This window comes from Mesorhizobium sp. M1A.F.Ca.IN.022.06.1.1 (genome assembly GCF_003952605.1).
GTDB lineage: Bacteria > Pseudomonadota > Alphaproteobacteria > Rhizobiales > Rhizobiaceae > Mesorhizobium.
This window is the reverse complement of sequence record NZ_CP034455.1, coordinates 2049802-2069293: the sequence shown is the minus strand read 5'-3', so window position 1 is coordinate 2069293 and position 19492 is coordinate 2049802. Positions and strand designations below refer to the sequence as shown.

Annotated in this window: 16 protein-coding genes and 3 pseudogenes; 14 read left to right on the top strand and 5 right to left on the bottom strand. The window is 58.0% G+C overall.

Annotated features, from left to right (window positions below; translation table 11 throughout):
* The first annotated feature begins 26 nt into the window (after positions 1-26).
* The 11 genes and pseudogenes from ehuB to EJ078_RS09800 all read left to right on the top strand — a co-directional run.
* Positions 27-872 (top strand): ectoine/hydroxyectoine ABC transporter substrate-binding protein EhuB, encoded by an 846-nt coding sequence (ehuB, locus tag EJ078_RS09845; RefSeq protein ID WP_126057673.1) that lies wholly within the window; start codon positions 27-29, stop codon positions 870-872.
* A gap of 58 nt (positions 873-930) precedes the next feature.
* Positions 931-1596 carry an ectoine/hydroxyectoine ABC transporter permease subunit EhuC gene (ehuC, locus tag EJ078_RS09840; RefSeq protein ID WP_208721385.1) on the top strand — a complete coding sequence of 222 codons (666 nt, stop codon included), beginning with the start codon at positions 931-933 and terminating at the stop codon, positions 1594-1596.
* Entirely contained in the window at positions 1593-1754 is a 162-nt protein-coding gene (locus EJ078_RS09835) for a hypothetical protein (protein ID WP_210212261.1), read from the top strand. Before ehuC (EJ078_RS09840) ends, EJ078_RS09835 begins: the two co-directional genes overlap by 4 nt.
* Positions 1755-2105: 351 nt before the next feature.
* Positions 2106-2948, top strand: coding sequence for a transporter substrate-binding domain-containing protein (locus EJ078_RS09830; RefSeq protein WP_127320314.1), 843 nt, complete (start codon positions 2106-2108; stop codon positions 2946-2948).
* Between the two features lie 139 nt (positions 2949-3087).
* Positions 3088-3852, top strand: a complete 765-nt coding sequence (locus tag EJ078_RS09825; protein WP_127320312.1) for a hypothetical protein — start codon at positions 3088-3090, stop codon at positions 3850-3852.
* Between the two features lie 283 nt (positions 3853-4135).
* Positions 4136-5077 (top strand): annotated as a pseudogene (locus tag EJ078_RS30315) (aldehyde dehydrogenase family protein); the annotation flags it as partial.
* An 80-nt stretch (positions 5078-5157) separates the two neighbouring features.
* Complete coding sequence (locus EJ078_RS30310; protein WP_245459176.1) at positions 5158-5622, top strand: aldehyde dehydrogenase family protein; 465 nt, start codon at positions 5158-5160, stop codon at positions 5620-5622.
* An 845-nt stretch (positions 5623-6467) separates the two neighbouring features.
* A complete protein-coding gene (gene ehuC, locus EJ078_RS09815; RefSeq protein WP_126057678.1) occupies positions 6468-7133 on the top strand; it encodes an ectoine/hydroxyectoine ABC transporter permease subunit EhuC in 666 nt (221 codons plus the stop codon).
* The gene (gene ehuD / locus EJ078_RS09810; RefSeq protein ID WP_126057679.1) at positions 7130-7798 is read left to right on the top strand and encodes an ectoine/hydroxyectoine ABC transporter permease subunit EhuD; all 669 of its coding nucleotides are present in this window, start codon (positions 7130-7132) and stop codon (positions 7796-7798) included. Before ehuC (EJ078_RS09815) ends, ehuD begins: the two co-directional genes overlap by 4 nt.
* A 1-nt stretch (position 7799) precedes the next feature.
* Positions 7800-8612 (top strand): ectoine/hydroxyectoine ABC transporter ATP-binding protein EhuA, encoded by an 813-nt coding sequence (gene ehuA, locus EJ078_RS09805; protein WP_127316360.1) that lies wholly within the window; start codon positions 7800-7802, stop codon positions 8610-8612.
* Between the two features lie 474 nt (positions 8613-9086).
* A pseudogene (locus EJ078_RS09800) lies at positions 9087-9428 on the top strand (helix-turn-helix domain-containing protein); the annotation flags it as partial.
* A gap of 317 nt (positions 9429-9745) precedes the next feature.
* Here EJ078_RS09800 and EJ078_RS09795 read toward each other — a convergent pair.
* From EJ078_RS09795 to EJ078_RS09775, 5 genes and pseudogenes are all read right to left on the bottom strand, one after another.
* Entirely contained in the window at positions 9746-9961 is a 216-nt protein-coding gene (locus EJ078_RS09795; RefSeq protein WP_127316359.1) for a hypothetical protein, read from the bottom strand.
* Positions 9962-9993: 32 nt separating this feature from the next.
* A complete protein-coding gene (locus EJ078_RS09790) occupies positions 9994-11172 on the bottom strand; it encodes a M24 family metallopeptidase (RefSeq protein WP_127316358.1) in 1179 nt (392 codons plus the stop codon).
* A gap of 141 nt (positions 11173-11313) precedes the next feature.
* Positions 11314-12387: a GlxA family transcriptional regulator gene (locus tag EJ078_RS09785; protein WP_127316357.1), complete on the bottom strand. Its 1074-nt coding sequence runs from the start codon at positions 12385-12387 to the stop codon at positions 11314-11316.
* 248 nt (positions 12388-12635) lie between these two features.
* Positions 12636-14033, bottom strand: a complete 1398-nt coding sequence (locus EJ078_RS09780) for an aspartate aminotransferase family protein (protein ID WP_127316356.1) — start codon at positions 14031-14033, stop codon at positions 12636-12638.
* A gap of 12 nt (positions 14034-14045) precedes the next feature.
* Positions 14046-15523: pseudogene (locus tag EJ078_RS09775) on the bottom strand (NAD-dependent succinate-semialdehyde dehydrogenase).
* Positions 15524-16183: 660 nt separating this feature from the next.
* Between EJ078_RS09775 and EJ078_RS09770 the strand changes: the two are divergent.
* From EJ078_RS09770 to sucD, 3 genes are read left to right on the top strand one after another with little or no spacing between them, the layout of a single operon-like run.
* The gene (locus tag EJ078_RS09770) at positions 16184-17146 is read left to right on the top strand and encodes a CoA ester lyase (RefSeq protein ID WP_208721383.1); all 963 of its coding nucleotides are present in this window, start codon (positions 16184-16186) and stop codon (positions 17144-17146) included.
* Positions 17147-17164: 18 nt separating this feature from the next.
* A complete protein-coding gene (locus EJ078_RS09765; protein ID WP_127316354.1) occupies positions 17165-18349 on the top strand; it encodes a malate--CoA ligase subunit beta in 1185 nt (394 codons plus the stop codon).
* A 12-nt stretch (positions 18350-18361) separates the two neighbouring features.
* A complete protein-coding gene (sucD, locus tag EJ078_RS09760) occupies positions 18362-19261 on the top strand; it encodes a succinate--CoA ligase subunit alpha (RefSeq protein ID WP_127316353.1) in 900 nt (299 codons plus the stop codon).
* The last annotated feature ends 231 nt before the right edge of the window (positions 19262-19492 follow it).

Sequence of the window (19492 nt, the reverse complement as noted above, 5' to 3'; positions counted from 1 at the left end):
TTCAACAAATAAGAAGGGAACGAGAAATGAAGATCAGACTTTCATACATTGCGGCTGGCTTGGGCCTTGCCGTCGCGCTTGCCGCTTTTCAGGCCCACGCAGGAGAACTAACCGACCGTATCGCCAGCGGCAAGTCCATCCGCATCGGCTTCGCGAACGAAGAGCCGTTCGCCTTTCCGGACAGTAATGGTCACCCAGTAGGGTTTGTAAACGCGATTACTCTCGGCGTCCTTAAGCAGATGGGCTACGAAAACGTAGAGATCGTCGTAACAGATTGGGGCGGACTTATACCCGGACTGCAGTCTGGACGGTTTGATATGGCTACCGGGGGGCTCTACATCCTTAAATCAAGGTGCCAAAGCGTTACATTTTCCGAGCCTTTGGCGAAAGTGACCGACGCGCTTATCGTCAAAGCTGGCAATCCTAAAGGGCTGCACAATTATGCAGATATCGCAGCCAAGGGGGCGACTATGGTGACCGGCATAGGATATAGCAATATAGAGCAAGCGAAAAAGGCAGGAGTTCCGGAAGATCAAATCATGCAAGTGCCGGGACAGACAGAAATTCTTGCAGCGGTCGAGGCGGGACGAGCAGATGCCGGGGCATCGGGATACCTGTTGTCTCGATCTGTGGCTGGCAAATCGGGTGGAAAACTTGACGTAACCGACCCGGATGCAATGCCGGAATCAACTCAAAACTGGGTCAGCATAGCCTTCCGAGAGTCGGACAAGGACTTTGTGGAGAAGTTCAACGAGGCTCAGAAAAAATACATCGGTACGCCCGAGATGATGAAGGCTGTCGAGCCTTATGGCTACGACGCAAAGCTGCTACCAAATGACAAGAGTGCGGAGTGGGTTTGCGCCAACCGCTGACCCCGCCCAGACACGGCCGGAGGCTTGCCTCCCGGCCGTGTCTGACGCAGGATGGCGAATGTCAATCTTGGAGTTTCTCCAAAACTATGGCCAGGCGCTCTTACAGGGGACCTTGGTCACATGCGCGCAATTCTTGCTTGCTACGCTGGTCGCTGTAGCTGCCGCCGGGGCCGCAGGCATCGGCAAACTGTCGAGCAAGTGGCCTATCCGGAGTGTAAGCGTTGTATACATAGAGATCTTCCGCGGAACGTCGCTGCTAGTGCAGCTATATTGGATTTTCTTCGTGTTGCCGCTGTTTGGTTTAACGCTTCCGAACTTCACCGCCGGCTACATATCCGTCGGCCTCAATATCGGTGCCTATGGCGCCGAGATTGTGCGCGGCGCCATTGAGTCAGTTCCGCGCGGACAGTGGGAAGCGGGAACCGCGCTGTCGATGCCGCAGGGCGTGAGGATGCGCAGGATCATATTGCCGCAAGCGCTGGCGATCATGCTTCCGCCTTGGGGTAATCTCCTGATCGAGCTTCTCAAGGGAACCGCCCTGGTGTCCCTCATCTCGGTCGCCGATCTCATGTTCCAGACACGCCAGATCAACGCCTCGACCTATCTGTCGGCGCAGGCGTTTGGAACAGCTTTGATTATCTACTACATCCTTGCCAGGTTCCTCATAACCCCGATGATGCGCTGGGCCGAACGCTTGGTTGCCCGGAGGCTTGGAAGGGCATGACATTCAACTGGCGCTGGGATTTTACGTGGGAGATCCTGCCACAGTTGCTGTGGGCTACCCTCAACACGTTGGTTGCGGCCGGGATCGGGTATTCAATTGCTCTGGTCGGCGGCCTGCTGCTCGCGCTCGCGCCCCTCGACGACCGCCTTCAGGATTAAGATCCAGAGATTGTCTTCCGGCGCCGCTGAAGGCACCGGAGACACGAAAATGCCGGCTGAGGCTCAGGTCTCTCGCGTTGCGAAGATGCTCCCCGTGCCCTCCGCAGCATTCCACCGATCTGCTCAGCCGTATTAAGTCATCCATTTCGATGGTGCTCGTGCACGCAGGATCTCTGCGCTTGGGCGGGAAGTTTTGCAGCTGCAATGCCCAAGAGCTGCGTTCTTCGCAGAAAGGAGCACTTAAAATGGCCTATCATACCTGATGCAAGCGTCTCTTGCTCGAAGTGCAAAGGAAGAACGCCCATCGCCGCCGAGAGGCGCGCGTTCAACAGAACAAGAAAAGGGAACAGAATGGAACGTACAACCAAGATTTTTCTGAGCATTGGGCTCGTCGTCGTCGGTCTGACGGCGCCCGCTTACACAGGTGAGCTTGCTGATCGCGCGGCAAGCGGCAAGACAATTCGTCTCGGCTTTGCTTCCGAGCCGCCACAGGCATATCCTGGTGAGGGCAACAAGCCTCTGGGGTACGTAAATGCCATTGCCGAAGGGGTTCTTCGTTCAATGGGTTACACCAATATCGAGCCTGTGGTGACCGATTGGGGTGGGTTGATCCCGGGGCTGCAAGCCGGCCGGTTGGATTTAATTACAGGTGGCATGTATATCAATAAAAAGAGGTGCGACAACATAACATTCTCGGAGCCTGTTTCTAAAGAAACAGATGTCTTCATGGTGAAATCCGGAAATCCGGAACAAATCACTACGTACAAGGATTTGGTGACTAAGAATGCGACCATGGTGACTGGGGCAGGCTACGCTGGCATCGAGATCGCTAAGAAGCTGGGCGTGCCCGCATCGCAGATTATGGAGGTTCCAGGAGGTACCGAAATTCTTGCGGCGGTGATCGCTGGTCGAGCAGCCGCCGGAGTGACGTCTTATACAGTCGTCCAGGATATCGCCAAAAAATCTGGAGGGAAGGTGGAGGCCACCAATCCCGCCTTGATGCCGGAGGAATCGTCCGCTTGGATAGGTATTGGATTTAGGAATTCAGACAAAGATTTCGTGGCAAAATTCAATACCGAACTGAAGCGCTATCTCGGAACGCCTGAGATGATGAAGGCTGCGGCAGAAGATGGTTACGACGAGAAGGCGTTGCCAGGCGATACAACAACAGAATGGGTCTGCGCTCATCGCTGAAAACTTGTGTGCTAGAGGCAGGCGACTGCCTCTAGCACAGCCAATTTCATCAGCAGCCGCTCTGCGAAAAACCAGGGATGACATATCAGAAAGTACGAGTCTAATCCGGAAACGGATCGTACGCACGGAGAACTTTGAGATGCCTAGTGAGACTGCGTTCTACACCACTCACGTTGAGCCATCATATCCTGCTGTGGCAACTGAGACCGTCATCGGATTGATAACCCCGTCCAACGACGTCCTCACAGAGCTTGAATTGCGCAGAATGATGCATGATGACGGCATCAGTTTCTGTGCCGCCAGGATGAAGCATCACGAGCCCAGTACGGTCGAAAACCTCTACCGCCATGTTGATGAGATCGCTAAGGTTGGCGAGCTATTCGACCCGCCAGGTGTCGTCAAAGTATTTGCCTACGCCTGCACATCGGGATCAGCCATCATCTCGCAGAAAAGGTTTGAAGAGGAGCTACAGACAACCCGACCCGGGGCCTCCTTAACCTCACCGATGACAGGAGCTTTGCGCGCCTTCGACAGGCTCGAGGTGAAACGCATCGCCATGCTCACACCTTATATCGATCAGGTAGGCGCTGTCGTCACCGAGGCCCTCAGCAGGTCGGGTATTTCGGTCTGCGCGTCTGCTTCATTCCACTGCAAAAATGATTCCGACATCGCCGGACTTTCCCCGGAAAGTATCTTCGAGGCCTCTTGCTCGTTCGATTCCTCTGAAGCTGAAGCTCTTTTCATCCCATGCACCCTCCTTCGGACTTCAAGCATAATCGACCGCCTGGAGGCGCGCCTCGGCAAGCCAGTGATAACTGCAAACCAGGCTATGCTGTGGGACGCATTGAGGCTCGCGCAATATGGGAAGCCAATAGTCGGCCATGGCCAGCTCCTGATGCTGTAATCTTCAAGGGTGCTAGATAAGTTCTCAAACTGCCAACCCAGCCTTTTGAACCACCCCGGGCATTGCAACCGCGGCCAACTTGCGGTTCGAGGTTCGGCTCCAGAATAGCTGAGTCCGGCTCACAAACGGCCAATATTAATTCGGCCCGAGCCTCTGCAAGCCGCCCTAATGCTCTGCAGGCCCGAAACGCGCAAATGCGAAGGAGCCTCCCTAATGACTCAGCGAAAGCCTGCGCTTCTTTTGACCGGCTCGGATCGGATAATGGGTAAACTGGAGGACTTTGATGTCGAGCGCAGAAGTGATCAAGAATTTCATCGATGGGGAGTGGAGAGATTGTTCGTCTGGCAAACGGATCGAGGTTGATGACCCTTCAAACGGAGAGACGGTAGCGGTTATTGCAGAGGCAGGACCTGAAGAAGTGCATCTCGCCGTTGCTGCCGCCGACCGTGTCTTTCGCGACCGCGTTTTGATAGACATGCACCCGTACGACCGTGGGCGCATGCTTTTCCGCGTGGCGGACGCACTTGAGGCACGCAGCGACGAGGTCGCGATCATTAACTGCATAGAGACTGGGAAGGCGTTGGACCTTGCCCGTGGCGAGGTTCGGACCGCCGTCAGATACCTGCGGTACTACGCTGGCTTGGCGGACAAGCTCGAAGGTCGCTCTATTCCGCGGGGGGCGGATCTTGTTGACTATACGGTTAGAAGCCCCTTCGGAGTGTCAGCCCAGATCGTTCCTTGGAACGGCCCCCTCGAACTGACGGCCCGTTCACTAGCTTGCGCCATTGCAACTGGTAACTCAGTGGTAGTGAAGTCCCCCGAACTGGCTCCTTTATCAGGCATAGAACTTGCTCGCGCCTGTGAGACCGCGGGCCTGCCTGCCGGAGCCGTAAACGTGCTCACTGGGTATGGCCAGACGGCAGGCCAGGCGCTGATCGATCATCCCGATGTTCGCCACATCGTCTTTACGGGCTCCATGGCAACCGGGCGAACCGTCCTCAAGGCTGCAGCGGAGCGCATCGTACCCTGCATCATGGAACTGGGCGGCAAATCAGCCGCTGTCGTTTATTCCGATGCCGATCTCGACGCCGTCGTGGAAGCGGTGCGTATCGGAACCTATCTAAATGCTGGCCAGAATTGCAACAACCTAACAAGATTGCTTGTAGAGCGTTCAATCGCTGATGAAACGTTAGAAAGAGTGAAGGCCTGCGTCGAAGGACTCTCAATTGGACCAGGACGCGAAAACTGCGACATCACCCCGTTGATCTCTCAAAAGCAGCGAGAGGGGTCGAGAGCGCCTGCCGGATGGCCCTGTCGCAAGGGGCACGGCTTGTGGCCGGCGGAACTGCACTTTCGGTGCGAAGCGGCTATTTCATGGCGCCGACTGTATTTGCCGATGTCGCGCCAAATAGTAGTCTTTTCCAGAAAGAAGTCTTCGGCCCTGTTCTTTCCGTTACTGCTTTCGATGATCCGATAAAAGGGATCGAACTGGCAAACGATACCGATCAAGGCTTGGCAGCGGGCGTTTTCACCCGGGATATCGACCGGGCTCTTTGGAGCGCGGATCGCCTTTGGGCTGGCCAAGTGTACGTGAATGGATGGTACGTCGGCGGCGTAGAAACGCCGTTCGGTGGAGTGAAGAAGTCTGGCTACGGTAGGGAAAAGGGTCAGGAAGCCCTTGATGGCTACGTGCAGACCAGAAATATTGGCATCCGGATCTCACAACCCTTGTCTGGTTCGGGCAACAGCGTCCGCAACAGCTCCACTTGACCTAGTTGTCGCCAGCAGTTGTTCGCCATCCGCCACACGTTGGGTGTGGCGGCCGAGACGCCGGCATTTGCCAAGCTTTTTCGTTGCGCGAACGTAGCGCCGGACGCGATGGGCTGATCAGAGGGCCACGGCTGCCAGTTCAGGATTGAAAAATTGCTCAACTTATTGCGGTTCAGGTCATATGTCTGGCCCGCGGCACCGCCACTCCCTCTTTTCGAGCAGAATTTCTCGGACATCCTTCGCGAAGATTCGGACGACCTCGAACGGGTACCGCGCTGCCTTACGGACGGCCTTGGCGTCGTTGGCGAACGCTTGCGTTAAAGCTCCAGCGATGCGGCGTCAGCTCTTGCCGGAAGGGCCAGCACGTTCCGCATGAGGACCCGCAGCTCTGCTATGTCGCGCACTGCACCTCGCCACCCTGATGCCTTCTGCGCATGTGAGATCACGCGATTTCTGGTATTCCGGGGAGGGGTCGCCGCCGGACGGCGCCAGCCAGGTCATTGCAATGTGGCGGATGCCGAGTTGCTGGGTACGGCTTCCCGCCGGGGTTGTCTCCCCCTGGCGCTGCCCCCATAACGGAACAGGTCTTTCCTCGATCAGATTATGCGCCAATACCAAAAAGAACGCAGATTTCCTGCGTGGCAAGAGCTATACGAGCCAAAATCGGTCTTGGAAGCGTGCTACCTTAACGGCCAGACGGAGGGTTATGGAAGGACATTTGTCGGGTCATGTGAGCTCTGAGATTCGACCCTATGCCCAAGAAACAGGACCGCAGAGCTAGCGCCCTCCACTGACGGTGGCATTCGGGACTAGGCCTTAGTTCCGATGCGTAAAGAGGATGGTGAATGTCAATTTTGGAGTTTCTCCAACAATTTAAGCCCGTTCTACTGCAGGGAACGCTGGTCACATGCACGCAGTTCCTGCTCGCTGCTCTCATTGCGATCTTGGTCGCCCATGTGGCAGGACTTGGAAAGATTTCGAGAAACCCGCTGGTCCGCGGCGCTTCGGTGATTTACATTGAAGTGTTCCGCGGAACGTCGCTGCTGGTGCAGCTATATTGGATTTTCTTCGTGTTGCCGCTGTTTGGTATAACGCTTCCGAACTTCACCGCCGGCTACATATCCGTCGGCCTCAATATCGGTGCCTATGGCGCCGAGATTGTGCGCGGCGCCATAGAGTCAGTTCCGCGCGGACAATGGGAAGCGGGAACCGCGCTGTCGATGCCGCAGGGCGTGAGGATGCGCAGGATCATACTGCCGCAAGCGCTGGCGATCATGCTTCCGCCGTGGGGTAATCTCCTGATCGAGCTTCTCAAGGGAACCGCCCTGGTCTCCCTCATCTCGGTCGCCGATCTCATGTTCCAGACACGCCAGATCAACGCCTCGACCTATCTGTCGGCGCAGGCGTTTGGAACAGCTTTGATTATCTACTACATCCTTGCCAGGTTCCTCATAACCCCGATGATGCGCTGGGCCGAACGCTTGGTTGCCCGGAGGCTTGGAAGGGCATGACATTCAACTGGCGCTGGGATTTTACGTGGGAGATCCTGCCACAGTTGCTGTGGGCAACCCTCAACACGTTGATTGCGGCCGGGGTCGGGTATGCAATCGCTCTGGTCGGCGGCCTGCTGCTCGCTCTTGCACAACGCACAAAGTGGCCCGCACTGACATTTGTCGTCAGGGAGCTGATTGAATTCATCCGGTCCACGCCCTTGGTCCTGCAGATTTTCTTTGTTTTCTACGTCGGACCCCAGTTCGGGATTTTCCTGTCGCCCTGGGTATCCGGCATCTTTGCGATCGGTCTGCACTATTCGGCCTATCTCTCAGAGGTTTACCGCGCAGGCCTCAATTCCGTGGCTCCCGGGCAATGGGAAGTGTGCCGTGCGCTGAACATGTCCCCCCGCGTCACCTATGTACGCATCATCATCCCGCAGGCGCTTGCGCCTGCGGTGCCAGGCCTCGGCAACTACCTGGTGGGCATCCTCAAGGACACGCCCATGCTGTCGGTGATTGGTGTCATGGAGCTAATGCACACGGCCAACGCGTTAGGGTCCGAGAACTACAGGTATTTGGAACCTTTTACTTTGGTTGGCCTGATTTTCCTCTTGATCTCGCTTCCGACGGCCGGACTCGTCAGGATGTTCGAACGACGGCTGCGGCTGAGACTAGGACTGTAAAATGAGCAATACCGACTATCCCCTTGAACTGCCGGAGAATGACCGCCCCATGGTCCGGTTCATGAACGTCAGCAAGAGCTATGGAAGGCTCAACGTCATCAGCCACCTCGATTTTGACGTGGCCGAAGGAGAGATGGTTACCATTATAGGACCCTCAGGGTCCGGGAAGACCACGGTGTTGCGAGCCCTTATGACACTCGAAACTATCAATGGCGGCGTGATATACGTCGACGGCAAGCCGCTGACACACATGCCCCGCGATGGGATCCTTGTGCCGGCAGACGAGCGATACCAGCGGAAGATTCGCTCCTCGATCGGGATGTGTTTCCAGCACTTCAACCTGTTTCCGCATATGACCGCGATCCAGAACTGCATGGAAGGCCCAGTCCAGGTACTGGGGCTTTCGAGGAAAGAGGCGCTTGAGCGATCCGAAGAGCTCCTGAAAATGGTGGGTATGATCGACAAGCGCGACCAGCATCCTTCCCGTCTATCAGGAGGACAACAACAGCGCGTCGCCATAGCCCGCGCGTTGGCGATGCGGCCCAAGGTGATGCTTTTCGACGAAGTCACTTCCGCCCTCGACCCCGAAGTCATCGGCGAGGTGACACATGTCATTCGAAAGCTAGTCGCCGAGCACAATCTAACCATGATCATGGTCACGCATCAGATGGGCTTTGCTCGCGACATCTCTGACCGCGTGTGCTTCTTTTATGGCGGCTCGATAGAGGAGCAGGCGCCCCCGCAAATATTGTTCACCAGCCCACAGCGCGACCGCACCAAGCAGTTCCTCTCTGCCGTCAAGGAAGCGGTTTGAAAGATCCGCATTGAGTCTTCGTCCCCGATTGCATGGCCTTGACCCGCTGAGGGACTACGGTCATGGAGCGTTCAGTCCCGTCCCGACCGGTCAGCGAAGTATTGGCCTAGAGGCTTTGATGGATCGAGGCGCAGTTCCTCTCGTTACCCGAAGGCGATGGCCAGTCAGTCTGGCAACTGGCGCTTTGCGCGACATCCGTCGCGAAAGGACCGCTGCTGTCCAACTCCGCCCATTTTATTGCTGGGCAAAGATTGGTCTCATGGAGGCCAGCATGCCTCCACTTCAGAGCTTGCTACGGCGCAGACGCCTTAGGGGTCTGACGTTCTAAGTGCATCTGATAGCGAGACCATCTTGTCGTAAGATGAATCCGATCGGCAAACTGAATTTGACATAGAATCTCAGAGCAGTGAAACGTACCGGGTTCAGTTCTTGCCTAGGTTCGCATTATCAAGATTAACCAGGACTGAAGCTTGAATGACAGCACCCCTCTCCAAGAGCCTGCGCGAGCGCATCGTACTTGCGATTGAAGCTGGCGAGAGCTGCCGGTCGGTCGCGGCTCGTTTTGGGATTGCAGTTTCTTCCGCCGTTAAATGGTCGCAGCGCTACCGAATGAGCGGTTCTATCGAGCCTCGCAAGATGGGTGGCCACCGAAAGCGCGTTCTGGAACCTCACCGGGATTTCATTCAGGAGCGAATCGACAAGGCCCCGCATTTGACACTGCATCAGTTGAAAGCCGAGCTTGAGGCACATGGTGTGAAGGTCTCACATGACACCGTTTGGCAATTCCTGCGGCGTGAGGGGCTAAGCTTCCAAAGGTGGACAAGCTCCGTGCCAATTTTGCGTGGCGACCCGAAAGCCGAGCCCGAGCAGACCCTGCATACTTGATTGGGTTATGCCGGGACCTGATGCAGAGTCATTCTTCTCGATGATGGGTGAGCTTGATAACGCTTTCAGGCTCTTTCATGCTGTATCGCTCGACGGAACACCGCTGTCGTCGTGGCGCTCCCATGAAGAACCCGGCACATAGCGCATCCCGGATTCGGAGGACAAGCCGCATCAAAACCTGGATCAAACGTCTAGCGTCGGTTGCCAGAACCTGGGCGTCGCCCTTCCCACGTTGATCGAACCCGCCGCTACGCCAGTCGTCGCGCGCGGGCACGCTGCAAGAAGCTGAACGTACGCCAAAGGCCGGTACCGGCAGCCGCGACGGCTTCGACGGCAATACCGAAGCGGGCCTCTGCCTCATGCCGCTGAACCGGCTTCTTCGAACACTGATTTCGAAGGCCGGCGCATCGCTCTTTTTGCTCGACGGTTGCCGAATTGCGATGGAGTTGGCGCCGTTCGATCATCGGCGTTCCAGCGCGGGATCCATCATTGCCGTTCAGTGTTTGACATAGATCTCTCGCGGGAAGCTGGTCAGAGTCTGGCAGCCGTCAGCGGTGACGAGGATGGTTTCGCTCACTTCGATCCCCCAGCCGTCCATCCACATGCCGAGGATCGAATGAAGGACATTGCCTGGCTTCAGGATTGTCTTATCCCCTTGGCGCAGGCTAATCGTGTGCTCGCCCCAGTCTGGCGGATAGGCCGCGCCGATCGAATAGCCAATGCGGGATTCCTTCTTCAGGCCGTAGCTCTGGATGACCTTGCGCCAGCTCGCCTCGATGTCCTCCGCCAAGACGCCAGGCCTGATGGTCGAAAGCACGGCCTCCATGCCTTCGAGCACGGCCTTGCCGGTGTCGCCGACCTTGGCTGGCATGGCGCCCAGCTGAAGCGTCCGCGCCAGACCGGCGGCATAGCGACGAACAACGCCGGCCAGCTCGAGCGCGACGGTTTCGTTGTGGCCAAAGTGACGATCGCTCCACATGATATGCGGCGCCGATGCATTTTCGCCCCCCAGTATTGTCGGTGGCAGGGCGGTGATGTCGCCGGCGAAATCCGGCGATCCAGCTACCTGAGCGGCTTGGATTTTGGCGATGGCGTCGCACTCGCGAACGCCTGGCGCTATCACCTCATATGCCGCGGTGACCGCCGCCTCGGCAAGACGCGAGGCTTTGCGTAGGTAGCCGATCTCGGCTTCCGATTTGACGCTGCGGATCCAGTTCACCATCAGGTCGGCGTCGTGGAACACTGCGTTTGGCAGGCCCGCTGTCAGGCGCGCATGCGCCTTTGGCGAATAGTAGTAGGCCTCAAGCTCGATGCCGATATTGCCGCGCCCCCAGTCCTTCCTGTCGATCCAGGCGGCAATCCAGTCCATCGGATGACGGTCGGTGCGCTGGACATGATCTTCGGGAAAACCGACGACGTTCTCCGGCTTCATCCAGGCCGTCAGCAACCCGCCGGCGGCATCCATGGCGCGACCGATCCAGACCGGCTCCTCGTCGGCGAGCGGGACCAGGACCATCTGCGGCGTGTAAAACGACCAGCCGTCATAGCCGGTGATGTAATGCTGGTTGGCGACGTCGTTGACGATGAGAAGATCGAGGTTGCGGCGCGCCATTTCCGCGCGAATAGCGGAAAGCCTGCTGCGGTATTCGTCGGGGTGGAATGGCAATGGTATCATGTTGAGAAAATCCTCTTCTATCGCGCCCGGGTCGACCCAGAGCGAGCCCGGTTTTCGAACCTGACAATCGACACGAGCTCATCGACGTGAGCCCATCACCAACACCAGCGCCATAACCGATCTTCACAGAACAACGCTCTGCTAGTGGCAGTTAGGCACTCGTTCGTAACTTAGCCTCCGGTCGATTTTTCTGATTCTATTTTCTTCCGGCGCGCTCGACCGCGTTTTTTTTCGTTGGTGAACTGGCAGTCGTGATTGATGCGGCGCGCACCCGTAGGCGTCTCGGTACGCTTTTGAGAAGTGCGATGCGGAGATGAAGCCGCAAGCCATCGCTATCTCGACGACCGGCAGGCGGGAACTGATGAGCAGCAGATGCGCCCGTTCCAGGCGAAGATCCAAGTAATAACGGCTTGGAGAACATCCCAGTTCTCTCCTAAACAGCCGCTCGATTTGACGTCGGGAAAGACCGGCTGATCCCACAAGTTCGTCCAATAGCAGTGGCTCCGTAAGGTTTGCCTCCATCTCCTCGATTATCTTGATGACCGCCCGATGATTTAGTTGCACTCGTGAATGGAGTGGCAAACGTTGGCGGTCACCCGCTGAACGGGTCCTGCACGCGATAGCTTTTTCACAAATACGATTGACCACTATCGTCCCATGGTGACCGTCAATCAAATCTAGGAACATGTCGAAGGGAGCGTCTCCCCCGGCGCAGGTGTACAGGTCTCCATCCCGCTCAAAGGCGGTTTGAGTGGCTGACACACCCAGAAAGCGCTCAGAGAATATAGGAAATTGTTCCCAGTGAACCGCGCAACGCCGCCCTTCTGCAACACCGGCACGAGCAAGCGCAATCGTTCCGCTACTTATGCCTACGAGACAACTGCGGTGGTTTCTGCACTCTCGTAACCAGGCTTCAAGCTGTTTGTGCGCGCTAGGAGCACTACGGCCGCCGACGACGACGACGGTCGGTGCTGAGATTGATCGACGAGTTCTTTCACGTTCGAACGACAACGACGATGCAGCGCATACCAACAACCCGCAACTTGAGACCACAGGCCCCCCGTCGTCCGAAACGACCTGCCAGCTATACACGTCCCGCCCCAACACTTCGTTGGCGAGCCTTAGCGCCTCTACTGCCGACGAGAACGCCTGGAGCGAAAAGGCAGGGAGGAGGTAAAAGCAAAAATTTCGGCAGGTCGACTGCGAGTCTAGCATCCCGGGAGTTCCTTTTCTCCTAGCCTGATCTCTCGTTCGTGAAACGGCCATGTGCAAAACTGCGCGACCGGCTTTGGCATTTGGATTGGCGCTGAGCCACCACATTCGGGTGCCGAGGATTCTCCCGCTAAGTGTCCATTGATCTTCGCTAGCGTCGCCACCGGTGAACCGCTCAGGAGGCTGAACCTGCCTAAGGCAGACATCAGGGCGTCTGGCGCCGCAGGTTCGGCTGTCGCCCGCCTCAGACGCTAAGCTCCCTCTCTCGTGAGCTCATCCATAACGAAGCGCACTGCACTCTCAGCGATGCCAATGATCTCTTCCACTTCAGACTTGGTTGTCACCAAAGGCGGAGCGAAGCCGAGGATGTCACCATGCGGCATGGCGCGGACGATCAGGCCGCGGTCGCGTGCTGCCTTCGAAATGCGTGCACCGACCTTCAGCGACGGATCGAAACGTTTCTTCTTGCCGCGATCGGCAACGAATTCGATTGCAGCCATTAGACCGACGCCGCGCACTTCGCCGACGATCGGCAACTGCGCGAATTTCTCCTGCAGCTGCGCCTGGAAGAACGCGCCGACGTCACGGGCATTGCCGGGAAGGTCTTCTTTCTCGACGATGTCGAGGACCGCGTTGGCCGCGGCAGCCCCGATCGGATGGCCTGAATATGTATATCCGTGCGAGAATGCCCCGACCTTGTCTGCCCCGTCCTCCAGGACCTTGTAGACTTTTTCACCGACAATTGCCGCGGAAAGCGGGAAATAGGCCGAAGTCAGACCTTTTGCGATCGTGATGAGGTCTGGCTCCATGCCGTAGTGCTGCGAGCCGAACATGGAGCCAGTACGGCCAAAGCCGGTTATAACTTCATCAGCAATGAGCAGCACGTCGTGCTTCCTGAGCACGGCCTGGATTGCTTGCCAGTACCCTTCCGGCGGAGGCGTGATGCCGCCGGTGCCGAGCACCGGCTCGCCGATGAAGCCCCCCACGTTGTCTGGCCCCAGCCGCTCGATCAGCTGATCAAGTTCCTCGCCGCGCCGCGCTGAAAATTCCAGTTCGGTCTCGCCCGGGGTTGCACCCCAGTAATGATGCGGAACACCGGTGTGAACAATCTGCGGAAGCGGCAGGTCCATGTGGTCGTGATAAAAGCTCATGCCGGTCATCGAGCCGGACACGACGCTGCAGCCGTGATAGCCGCGTTCACGCGAGATGATCTTCTTCTTGGTCGGCTTACCGCGGAGATTATTATAATACCAGACGAGCTTGGCCTGCGTCTCGTTGGCGTCCGAGCCGGACATGCCGTAGAACACCTTGCTCATCTTGCCCGGCGCCATCTTCACGAGGCGATCGGAAAGGATTGCGAGCTCGTCGGTCGTGTGGGCGGCGTAGGAATGATAGTAGGCCAGACGGAAAGCCTGGCGGGAAATCGCTTCCGCGACCTCGGTGCGGCCGTAACCGACATTGACGCAATAAAGGCCGGCGAATCCGTCGATCAGCTGGTTGCCATGCGCATCTTGAATGCGGATGCCTTTGCCTGTCTCAACGATGGTCGGCTCGCCGAGCTTGCCGGTGGCAAAATCCTTGAGCTGTGTGAAAGGATGCAGGACAGCATTTCTATCCTTCTCGCTGATGTCCTTGATGTTGATACTCATGCGTCTGTCCCTTCAGTTTGCCGTATTACCGATGCACACGTATTTGGCTTCCAGATATTCGGCGAGACCATGCCTTGAGCCCTCGCGGCCGAGCCCGGATTGTTTCCATCCGCCAAAGGGTATGGGAGCGCCGGTGAATTTCGGGGTGTTAACGGCGACCATGCCGTATTCCAACTGATCGGTTAGCCGCATGGCGCGATTCAGATCTCTTGTGTAAACGTAAGCCGCAAGGCCCATTTCCGAGTTGTTGGCTCGTGCAAGCACTTCCGCCTCCTCATCGAACGGAAGGACTGCCGCCACCGGCCCAAAGGTCTCTTCCTTCGCCACCAGCATGTCGTCCGTGACATCGGCGAGAACAGTCGGGGTAACGAAGTTGCCCCCGAGAAGACTATCCTGTCCGCCAACAACGATGCGAGCCCCGGAACAAAGAGCTTCGGACACCTGCCGTCTGCACTTTTCGGCGACGGATGGTCTGGTCATTGGGCCAATATCGACGCCGGGTTCGAATCCGTGTCCGACTTTCAGTTTACCGGTGGCCTTCGCGAATTCTTCCACGAAGCGCTCATAGTTGCCTCGTTGAACATAGATCCTATTGGCTGCCAGGCAGTCCTGACCGGATGTGGCAAATTTGGCTGCTATGCATCCAGCTACGGCTGTCTCCATGGGGCATCATCGAAAATTATAAAAGGAGCATTGCCGCCCAGCTCAAGCGAAGCCTTCTTCACGGTTTTTGCCGACTGCTCGAGCAGGATCCGACCGACCTCCGTCGAGCCCGTGAAGGAGAATGCCCGCACATCTCTATGATCCAATAGCCGTTTTGCGAGTGGGGCAGCCTCTCCCGTGATCACCTGAAACACGCCAGCCGGGATTCCTGCCTCCTCGGCAAGGCGGGCAAGCGCCAGAGCGGACAAGGGCGTTTCCGGGGCTGGCTTCACAATCATCGTGCAGCCCGCAGCCAAGGCGGCTCCTGCTTTCCTGGTGATCATCGCCGACGGAAAGTTCCAAGGCGTGATAGCGACCGTCACTCCGACCGGCTGCATCTGCACGGAGAGCCGGCTGCCCGCAAGATGGCTCGGAATGGTCTCGCCATATGCTCGCTCACCCTCTGCCGCAAACCAGTCAAGAAAGCTGGCGGCATATAAAATTTCACCGTGCGCCTCGGTTAATGGTTTGCCTTGTTCAGCGGTCATGATGGTGGAAAGGTCTTCCGCATTCTCGCGAATACCGGCGGCCCATCTCCGCAGACATGCGCCCCTTTCCCAAGGAAGAACATTGCGCCAATGTTCAAACGCAGTCCTCGCGAAGCTGACCGCGTCATCTACATCAGACACCTCACAGGCAGCCACGTGAGCCAAGTCCTGGCCAGTAGCCGGGTCAACCACCAAGATCGTCTCAGCCTTGGAGAGCCAAGCTCCATTCACATAGGCGCACTTTTGAAGGAGGTCCTGCCTTTTGAGCTCCTTTAACGCGGCAGTTGCTGTACCTTTCATTACTAACCTCACAATCGACCGTTCATTTCCGGCAAAATAGCCGTGCAACTGCGTCGATTGGCAGCGCGATCGAGGGCCACCGAGGCGTTCTCCTGCGAATAAGGGCATGCGACTGAGGTTTTTCGCCGTTGGATCTCTGTCGGCTTATGGGCAAGGTTCAGCAAGGAAAGATGACATTGTCACCTGTGGCCATCCACGATCACACTCAGCCTGGAGGGGCGGCGAACGGTAAGTTGCAGTTGGCCACGCTAGGCGGACCTTTTGCGGGGCTGACACTTCGGCTTCGCAGTATACCTCAGGATTGTAATGGGCTTCGAAAGGTGGGGAAGTTGATTGTAAGATCGGTGACCTGGTGGGGAGATCTTGTGCTTAGATCGCCACTGCGGTTTGTGAAAACAGATTGGGGAAAATCCCAAAAATCACACTAAATCGAAAATCTTCTTGCCGAAAATATTTCTGCTGCGCTCCCAATGGGTGCAACCGCTTCCCAGGCGACGAAAGAACCAGGGAAGAGGATTTGCTGCGCAAGTGGCCGCAAATATGCAGATCTTGTGCGGCATCGCCGGCTGGGCAGCAGAACCCCAGCGTCCAAGGCGTGCTAGCCTGTGAAGAACACAAAAGGACTTGGAAAAGCAACAGCCCGATGCTGGGGAGCCCACGATGAGCCACACGATCAACCACCTGAAGAAACTGAGGCTGCAGCGCAGCGAGTTGGCCGTTCCCGGCTCCAGTCCGGAGATGATCGACAAGGCGGCGAACAGCGCCGCCGACTTCGTATTCCTCGACATCGAGGATGCGGTCGCCCCGCCTGACAAGGAACGCGCCCGCAAAAACATTATCCAGGCGCTCAACGACATCGACTGGCGCGCCAAGGGCAAGACCGTCTCGGTGCGCATCAACGGCCTCGATACCCATTACATGTATCGCGACGTGGTCGACGTCATGGAACAAGCGGGCGACCGCCTGGACACCATCCTGGTGCCGAAGGTGGGCGTTCCAGCGGATCTCTACATGGTCGAGGCCATGGTCAACCAGATCGAGATGGCTAAAGGTTTCAAGACCCGTGTCGGTCTAGAAGCGCTGATCGAGACCGCGCTCGGCATGGCCAATGTCGAGGCGATCGCCGCCACGCCGGGCCGGCTGGAAGCCATGCATTTCGGCGTTGCCGACTATGCCGCCAGCAACAAGGCGCGCACCGTCAACATCGGCGGCCTCAACCCCGATTATCCCGGTGACCAGTGGCATTTCGCTTTGTCGCGCATGACGGTCGCCTGCCGCGCCTACGGCCTGCGCGCCATTGACGGACCGTTCGGCGATTTCTCCGATCCCGAAGGCTACAAGGGAGCCGCAAGGCGCGCCGCAGCACTTGGCATCGAAGGCAAATGGGCGATCCATCCCTCGCAGATCGCGCTCGCCAACGACGTCTTCTCGCCACCGGAAAAAGAGGTCACCCGCGCCAGGCGCATCCTCGAAGTGCTGAAAGAGGCCGAGGCGCAGGGCAAGGGAGCGGCAGCTTTCGACGGCAAGATGATCGACGCCGCGTCGGAGCGCATGGCCAGGAACGTATTGGCGGTTAACGAGGCGATCGAGCGCGCCGGCCAGGCGCATCTGGCGGCGCAGTAAAAATACCGGGAGGACATGATGGACATCCACGAATACCAGGCCAAGGAACTGCTTGCCCGTCATGGCGTGCATGTGCCGCGCGGCGGGCTGGCCTACAGTCCGGAGCAGGCAACATACCGTGCCAGCGAGATCGGCGGCGGCAAATGGGTGGTCAAGGCGCAGATCCATTCCGGTGCGCGCGGCAAGGCCGGCGGCATCCGCATCTGCTCGTCCGACCAGGAAGTGTCCGATGCGGCCGAGGCGATGCTGGGCAGGAAGCTGGTGACGCATCAGACGGGGCCGCGCGGCAAGTTGGTGTCGCGGCTCTATGTCGAAGAGACCGTCGACATTGGCCAGGAAATCTATCTCGCCTTTGTTCTCGACCGCAAAGCCGAGCGGGTGATGATCGTCGCGTCTGCGTCCGGCGGCATGGAGATCGAAGAGATCGCCGAAAAGCAGCCAGATTCAATCATTCGCGCGACTGTCGATCCTGGCGCGGGAATGCAGCACTATCAGGCGCGCGAGATCGCCTTCGGGCTTGGTTTCGAAAACAACCTCATTGGCAAGGCGACCGAAACCCTGCTTGGTTGCTACCGCGTGTTTCGCGACTACGACGCCTCGATGCTAGAGATCAATCCGCTGGTCGTCACGCGTGACGGTAATCTGATGGCACTGGACGCCAAGATGTCGTTCGATGAGAACGCGCTGTTTCGTCGTCCCCAAATTTCCGAACTGCGCGACAAGTCGCAGGAGGATCCGCGCGAAACCTTTGCCAGCGACCGTGGCCTGTCCTATGTCGCCCTCGACGGCAATATCGGCTGCATCATCAATGGCGCCGGTCTCGCCATGGCGACAATGGACATGATCAAGATCGCCGGCGGCGAACCGGCCAACTTCCTCGACATCGGCGGCGGCGCCTCGCCCGAGCGGGTGGCGAAATCGTTCCGCGCCGTACTTGGTGACAAGAATGTCGAGACCATCCTCGTCAACATCTTCGCCGGCATCAATCGCTGTGACTGGGTCGCCGAGGGCGTTGTCAAAGCAATCCGCGAAGTCGGCGTCAACGTGCCGTTGGTGGTGCGGTTGGCCGGCACCAAGGTCGAAGAAGGGCGCCGCATCCTGGCCGATTCCGGCGAGGCGGTGGTCGTGGCCGACACACTGGCCGAAGCCGCCGAAAAAGCCGTCGCCGCCTGGCGCGCGGTGTCACTGAAAAAAGCAGGCTGAGGGGAGGAAAGAATGGCAATTCTGCTTAACCGGGACACCCGCGTAATCGTACAGGGATTTACCGGCAAGATCGGCAGTTTTCACGCTGAAGACATGAAGCGTTACGGCACTAATGTGGTCGGCGGCGTCACACCCGGTAAGGGCGGCCAGACACATCTCGGCCTGCCGGTGTTCAACACCGTCAAGGACGCGGCGCGCGAGACCCGCGCCGAGGCGAGCATCGTCTTCGTGCCGCCGCCTTTCGCTGCGGATTCGATCATGGAAGCGGCAGACGCCGGCATCAGATTCTGCGTCTGCATCACCGACGGCATCCCGTCGCAGGACATGATGCGGGTGAAGCGCTACATGCGCCGCTACCGCTACGAAGACCGGCTGCGGCTGATCGGACCCAATTGCGCCGGCATCATCACGCCCGGCCAGGCTCTGATGGGCATCATGCCGGGGTCGATCTACCTGCCCGGGCGTGTCGGCATTGTTGGGCGCTCCGGAACCCTGGGCTACGAGGCGGCGTCGCAGATGAAGGCGATGGGCATCGGGGTCTCGACCAGCGTCGGCATCGGCGGCGATCCGATCAACGGCTCGTCCTTCCGCGACATCCTCGAACTGTTCGAAAACGATGACGGTACGGACGCCGTGGTGATGATCGGCGAAATCGGCGGTTCGCAGGAAGCGGAAGCCGCACTCTGGGCGCGCGACAACATGAAGAAGCCGCTGATCGCCTACATCGCCGGCCTTTCCGCGCCGAAGGGCCGCCGCATGGGCCATGCCGGCGCAATCATCTCCGCCTTCGGCGAGTCGGCTCAAGAGAAGGTCGAGATCTTGAAGGAAGCCGGCGTTATCATCGTGCCGACGCCGGCTTCGTTCGGCGAGGTCGTGGCCGGCGTAATGGCGGATCGGACGAAGGCAGCATAGCGCAACATGCCGGTCAATTTGAGGACCGCGTAAAAGGAGCCGCTTGGTCGCATTGTGTCCAAGACGACGAAGCTTGCAAATTAGCGCGACTTTCGGCGGCGTTTCGGACAAATGATGTCGCGGCCCGGTCTTGCGAAAGCCAAGTTGCGGGGCGTCTTCAGCAGATTGAACAGTGGATGAATGAAACCACGTCGTTGTGGGTCAGCACGTCACCGCTACCTGTCATGCCAA

What these genes read in the sequence shown, in the direction of transcription:
- ehuB (WP_126057673.1), top strand. Translation starts at nt 27, where the DNA reads ATGAAGATCAGACTTTCATACATTGCGGCTGGCTTGGGCCTTGCCGTC.
- ehuC (WP_208721385.1), top strand. Translation starts at nt 931, where the DNA reads ATGTCAATCTTGGAGTTTCTCCAAAACTATGGCCAGGCGCTCTTACAG.
- EJ078_RS09835 (WP_210212261.1), top strand. Translation starts at nt 1,593, where the DNA reads ATGACATTCAACTGGCGCTGGGATTTTACGTGGGAGATCCTGCCACAG.
- EJ078_RS09830 (WP_127320314.1), top strand. Translation starts at nt 2,106, where the DNA reads ATGGAACGTACAACCAAGATTTTTCTGAGCATTGGGCTCGTCGTCGTC.
- EJ078_RS09825 (WP_127320312.1), top strand. Translation starts at nt 3,088, where the DNA reads ATGCCTAGTGAGACTGCGTTCTACACCACTCACGTTGAGCCATCATAT.
- EJ078_RS30310 (WP_245459176.1), top strand. Translation starts at nt 5,158, where the DNA reads ATGGCCCTGTCGCAAGGGGCACGGCTTGTGGCCGGCGGAACTGCACTT.
- ehuC (WP_126057678.1), top strand. Translation starts at nt 6,468, where the DNA reads ATGTCAATTTTGGAGTTTCTCCAACAATTTAAGCCCGTTCTACTGCAG.
- ehuD (WP_126057679.1), top strand. Translation starts at nt 7,130, where the DNA reads ATGACATTCAACTGGCGCTGGGATTTTACGTGGGAGATCCTGCCACAG.
- ehuA (WP_127316360.1), top strand. Translation starts at nt 7,800, where the DNA reads ATGAGCAATACCGACTATCCCCTTGAACTGCCGGAGAATGACCGCCCC.
- EJ078_RS09795 (WP_127316359.1), bottom strand. Translation starts at nt 9,961, where the DNA reads ATGATCGAACGGCGCCAACTCCATCGCAATTCGGCAACCGTCGAGCAA.
- EJ078_RS09790 (WP_127316358.1), bottom strand. Translation starts at nt 11,172, where the DNA reads ATGATACCATTGCCATTCCACCCCGACGAATACCGCAGCAGGCTTTCC.
- EJ078_RS09785 (WP_127316357.1), bottom strand. Translation starts at nt 12,387, where the DNA reads ATGCTAGACTCGCAGTCGACCTGCCGAAATTTTTGCTTTTACCTCCTC.
- EJ078_RS09780 (WP_127316356.1), bottom strand. Translation starts at nt 14,033, where the DNA reads ATGAGTATCAACATCAAGGACATCAGCGAGAAGGATAGAAATGCTGTC.
- EJ078_RS09770 (WP_208721383.1), top strand. Translation starts at nt 16,184, where the DNA reads ATGAGCCACACGATCAACCACCTGAAGAAACTGAGGCTGCAGCGCAGC.
- EJ078_RS09765 (WP_127316354.1), top strand. Translation starts at nt 17,165, where the DNA reads ATGGACATCCACGAATACCAGGCCAAGGAACTGCTTGCCCGTCATGGC.
- sucD (WP_127316353.1), top strand. Translation starts at nt 18,362, where the DNA reads ATGGCAATTCTGCTTAACCGGGACACCCGCGTAATCGTACAGGGATTT.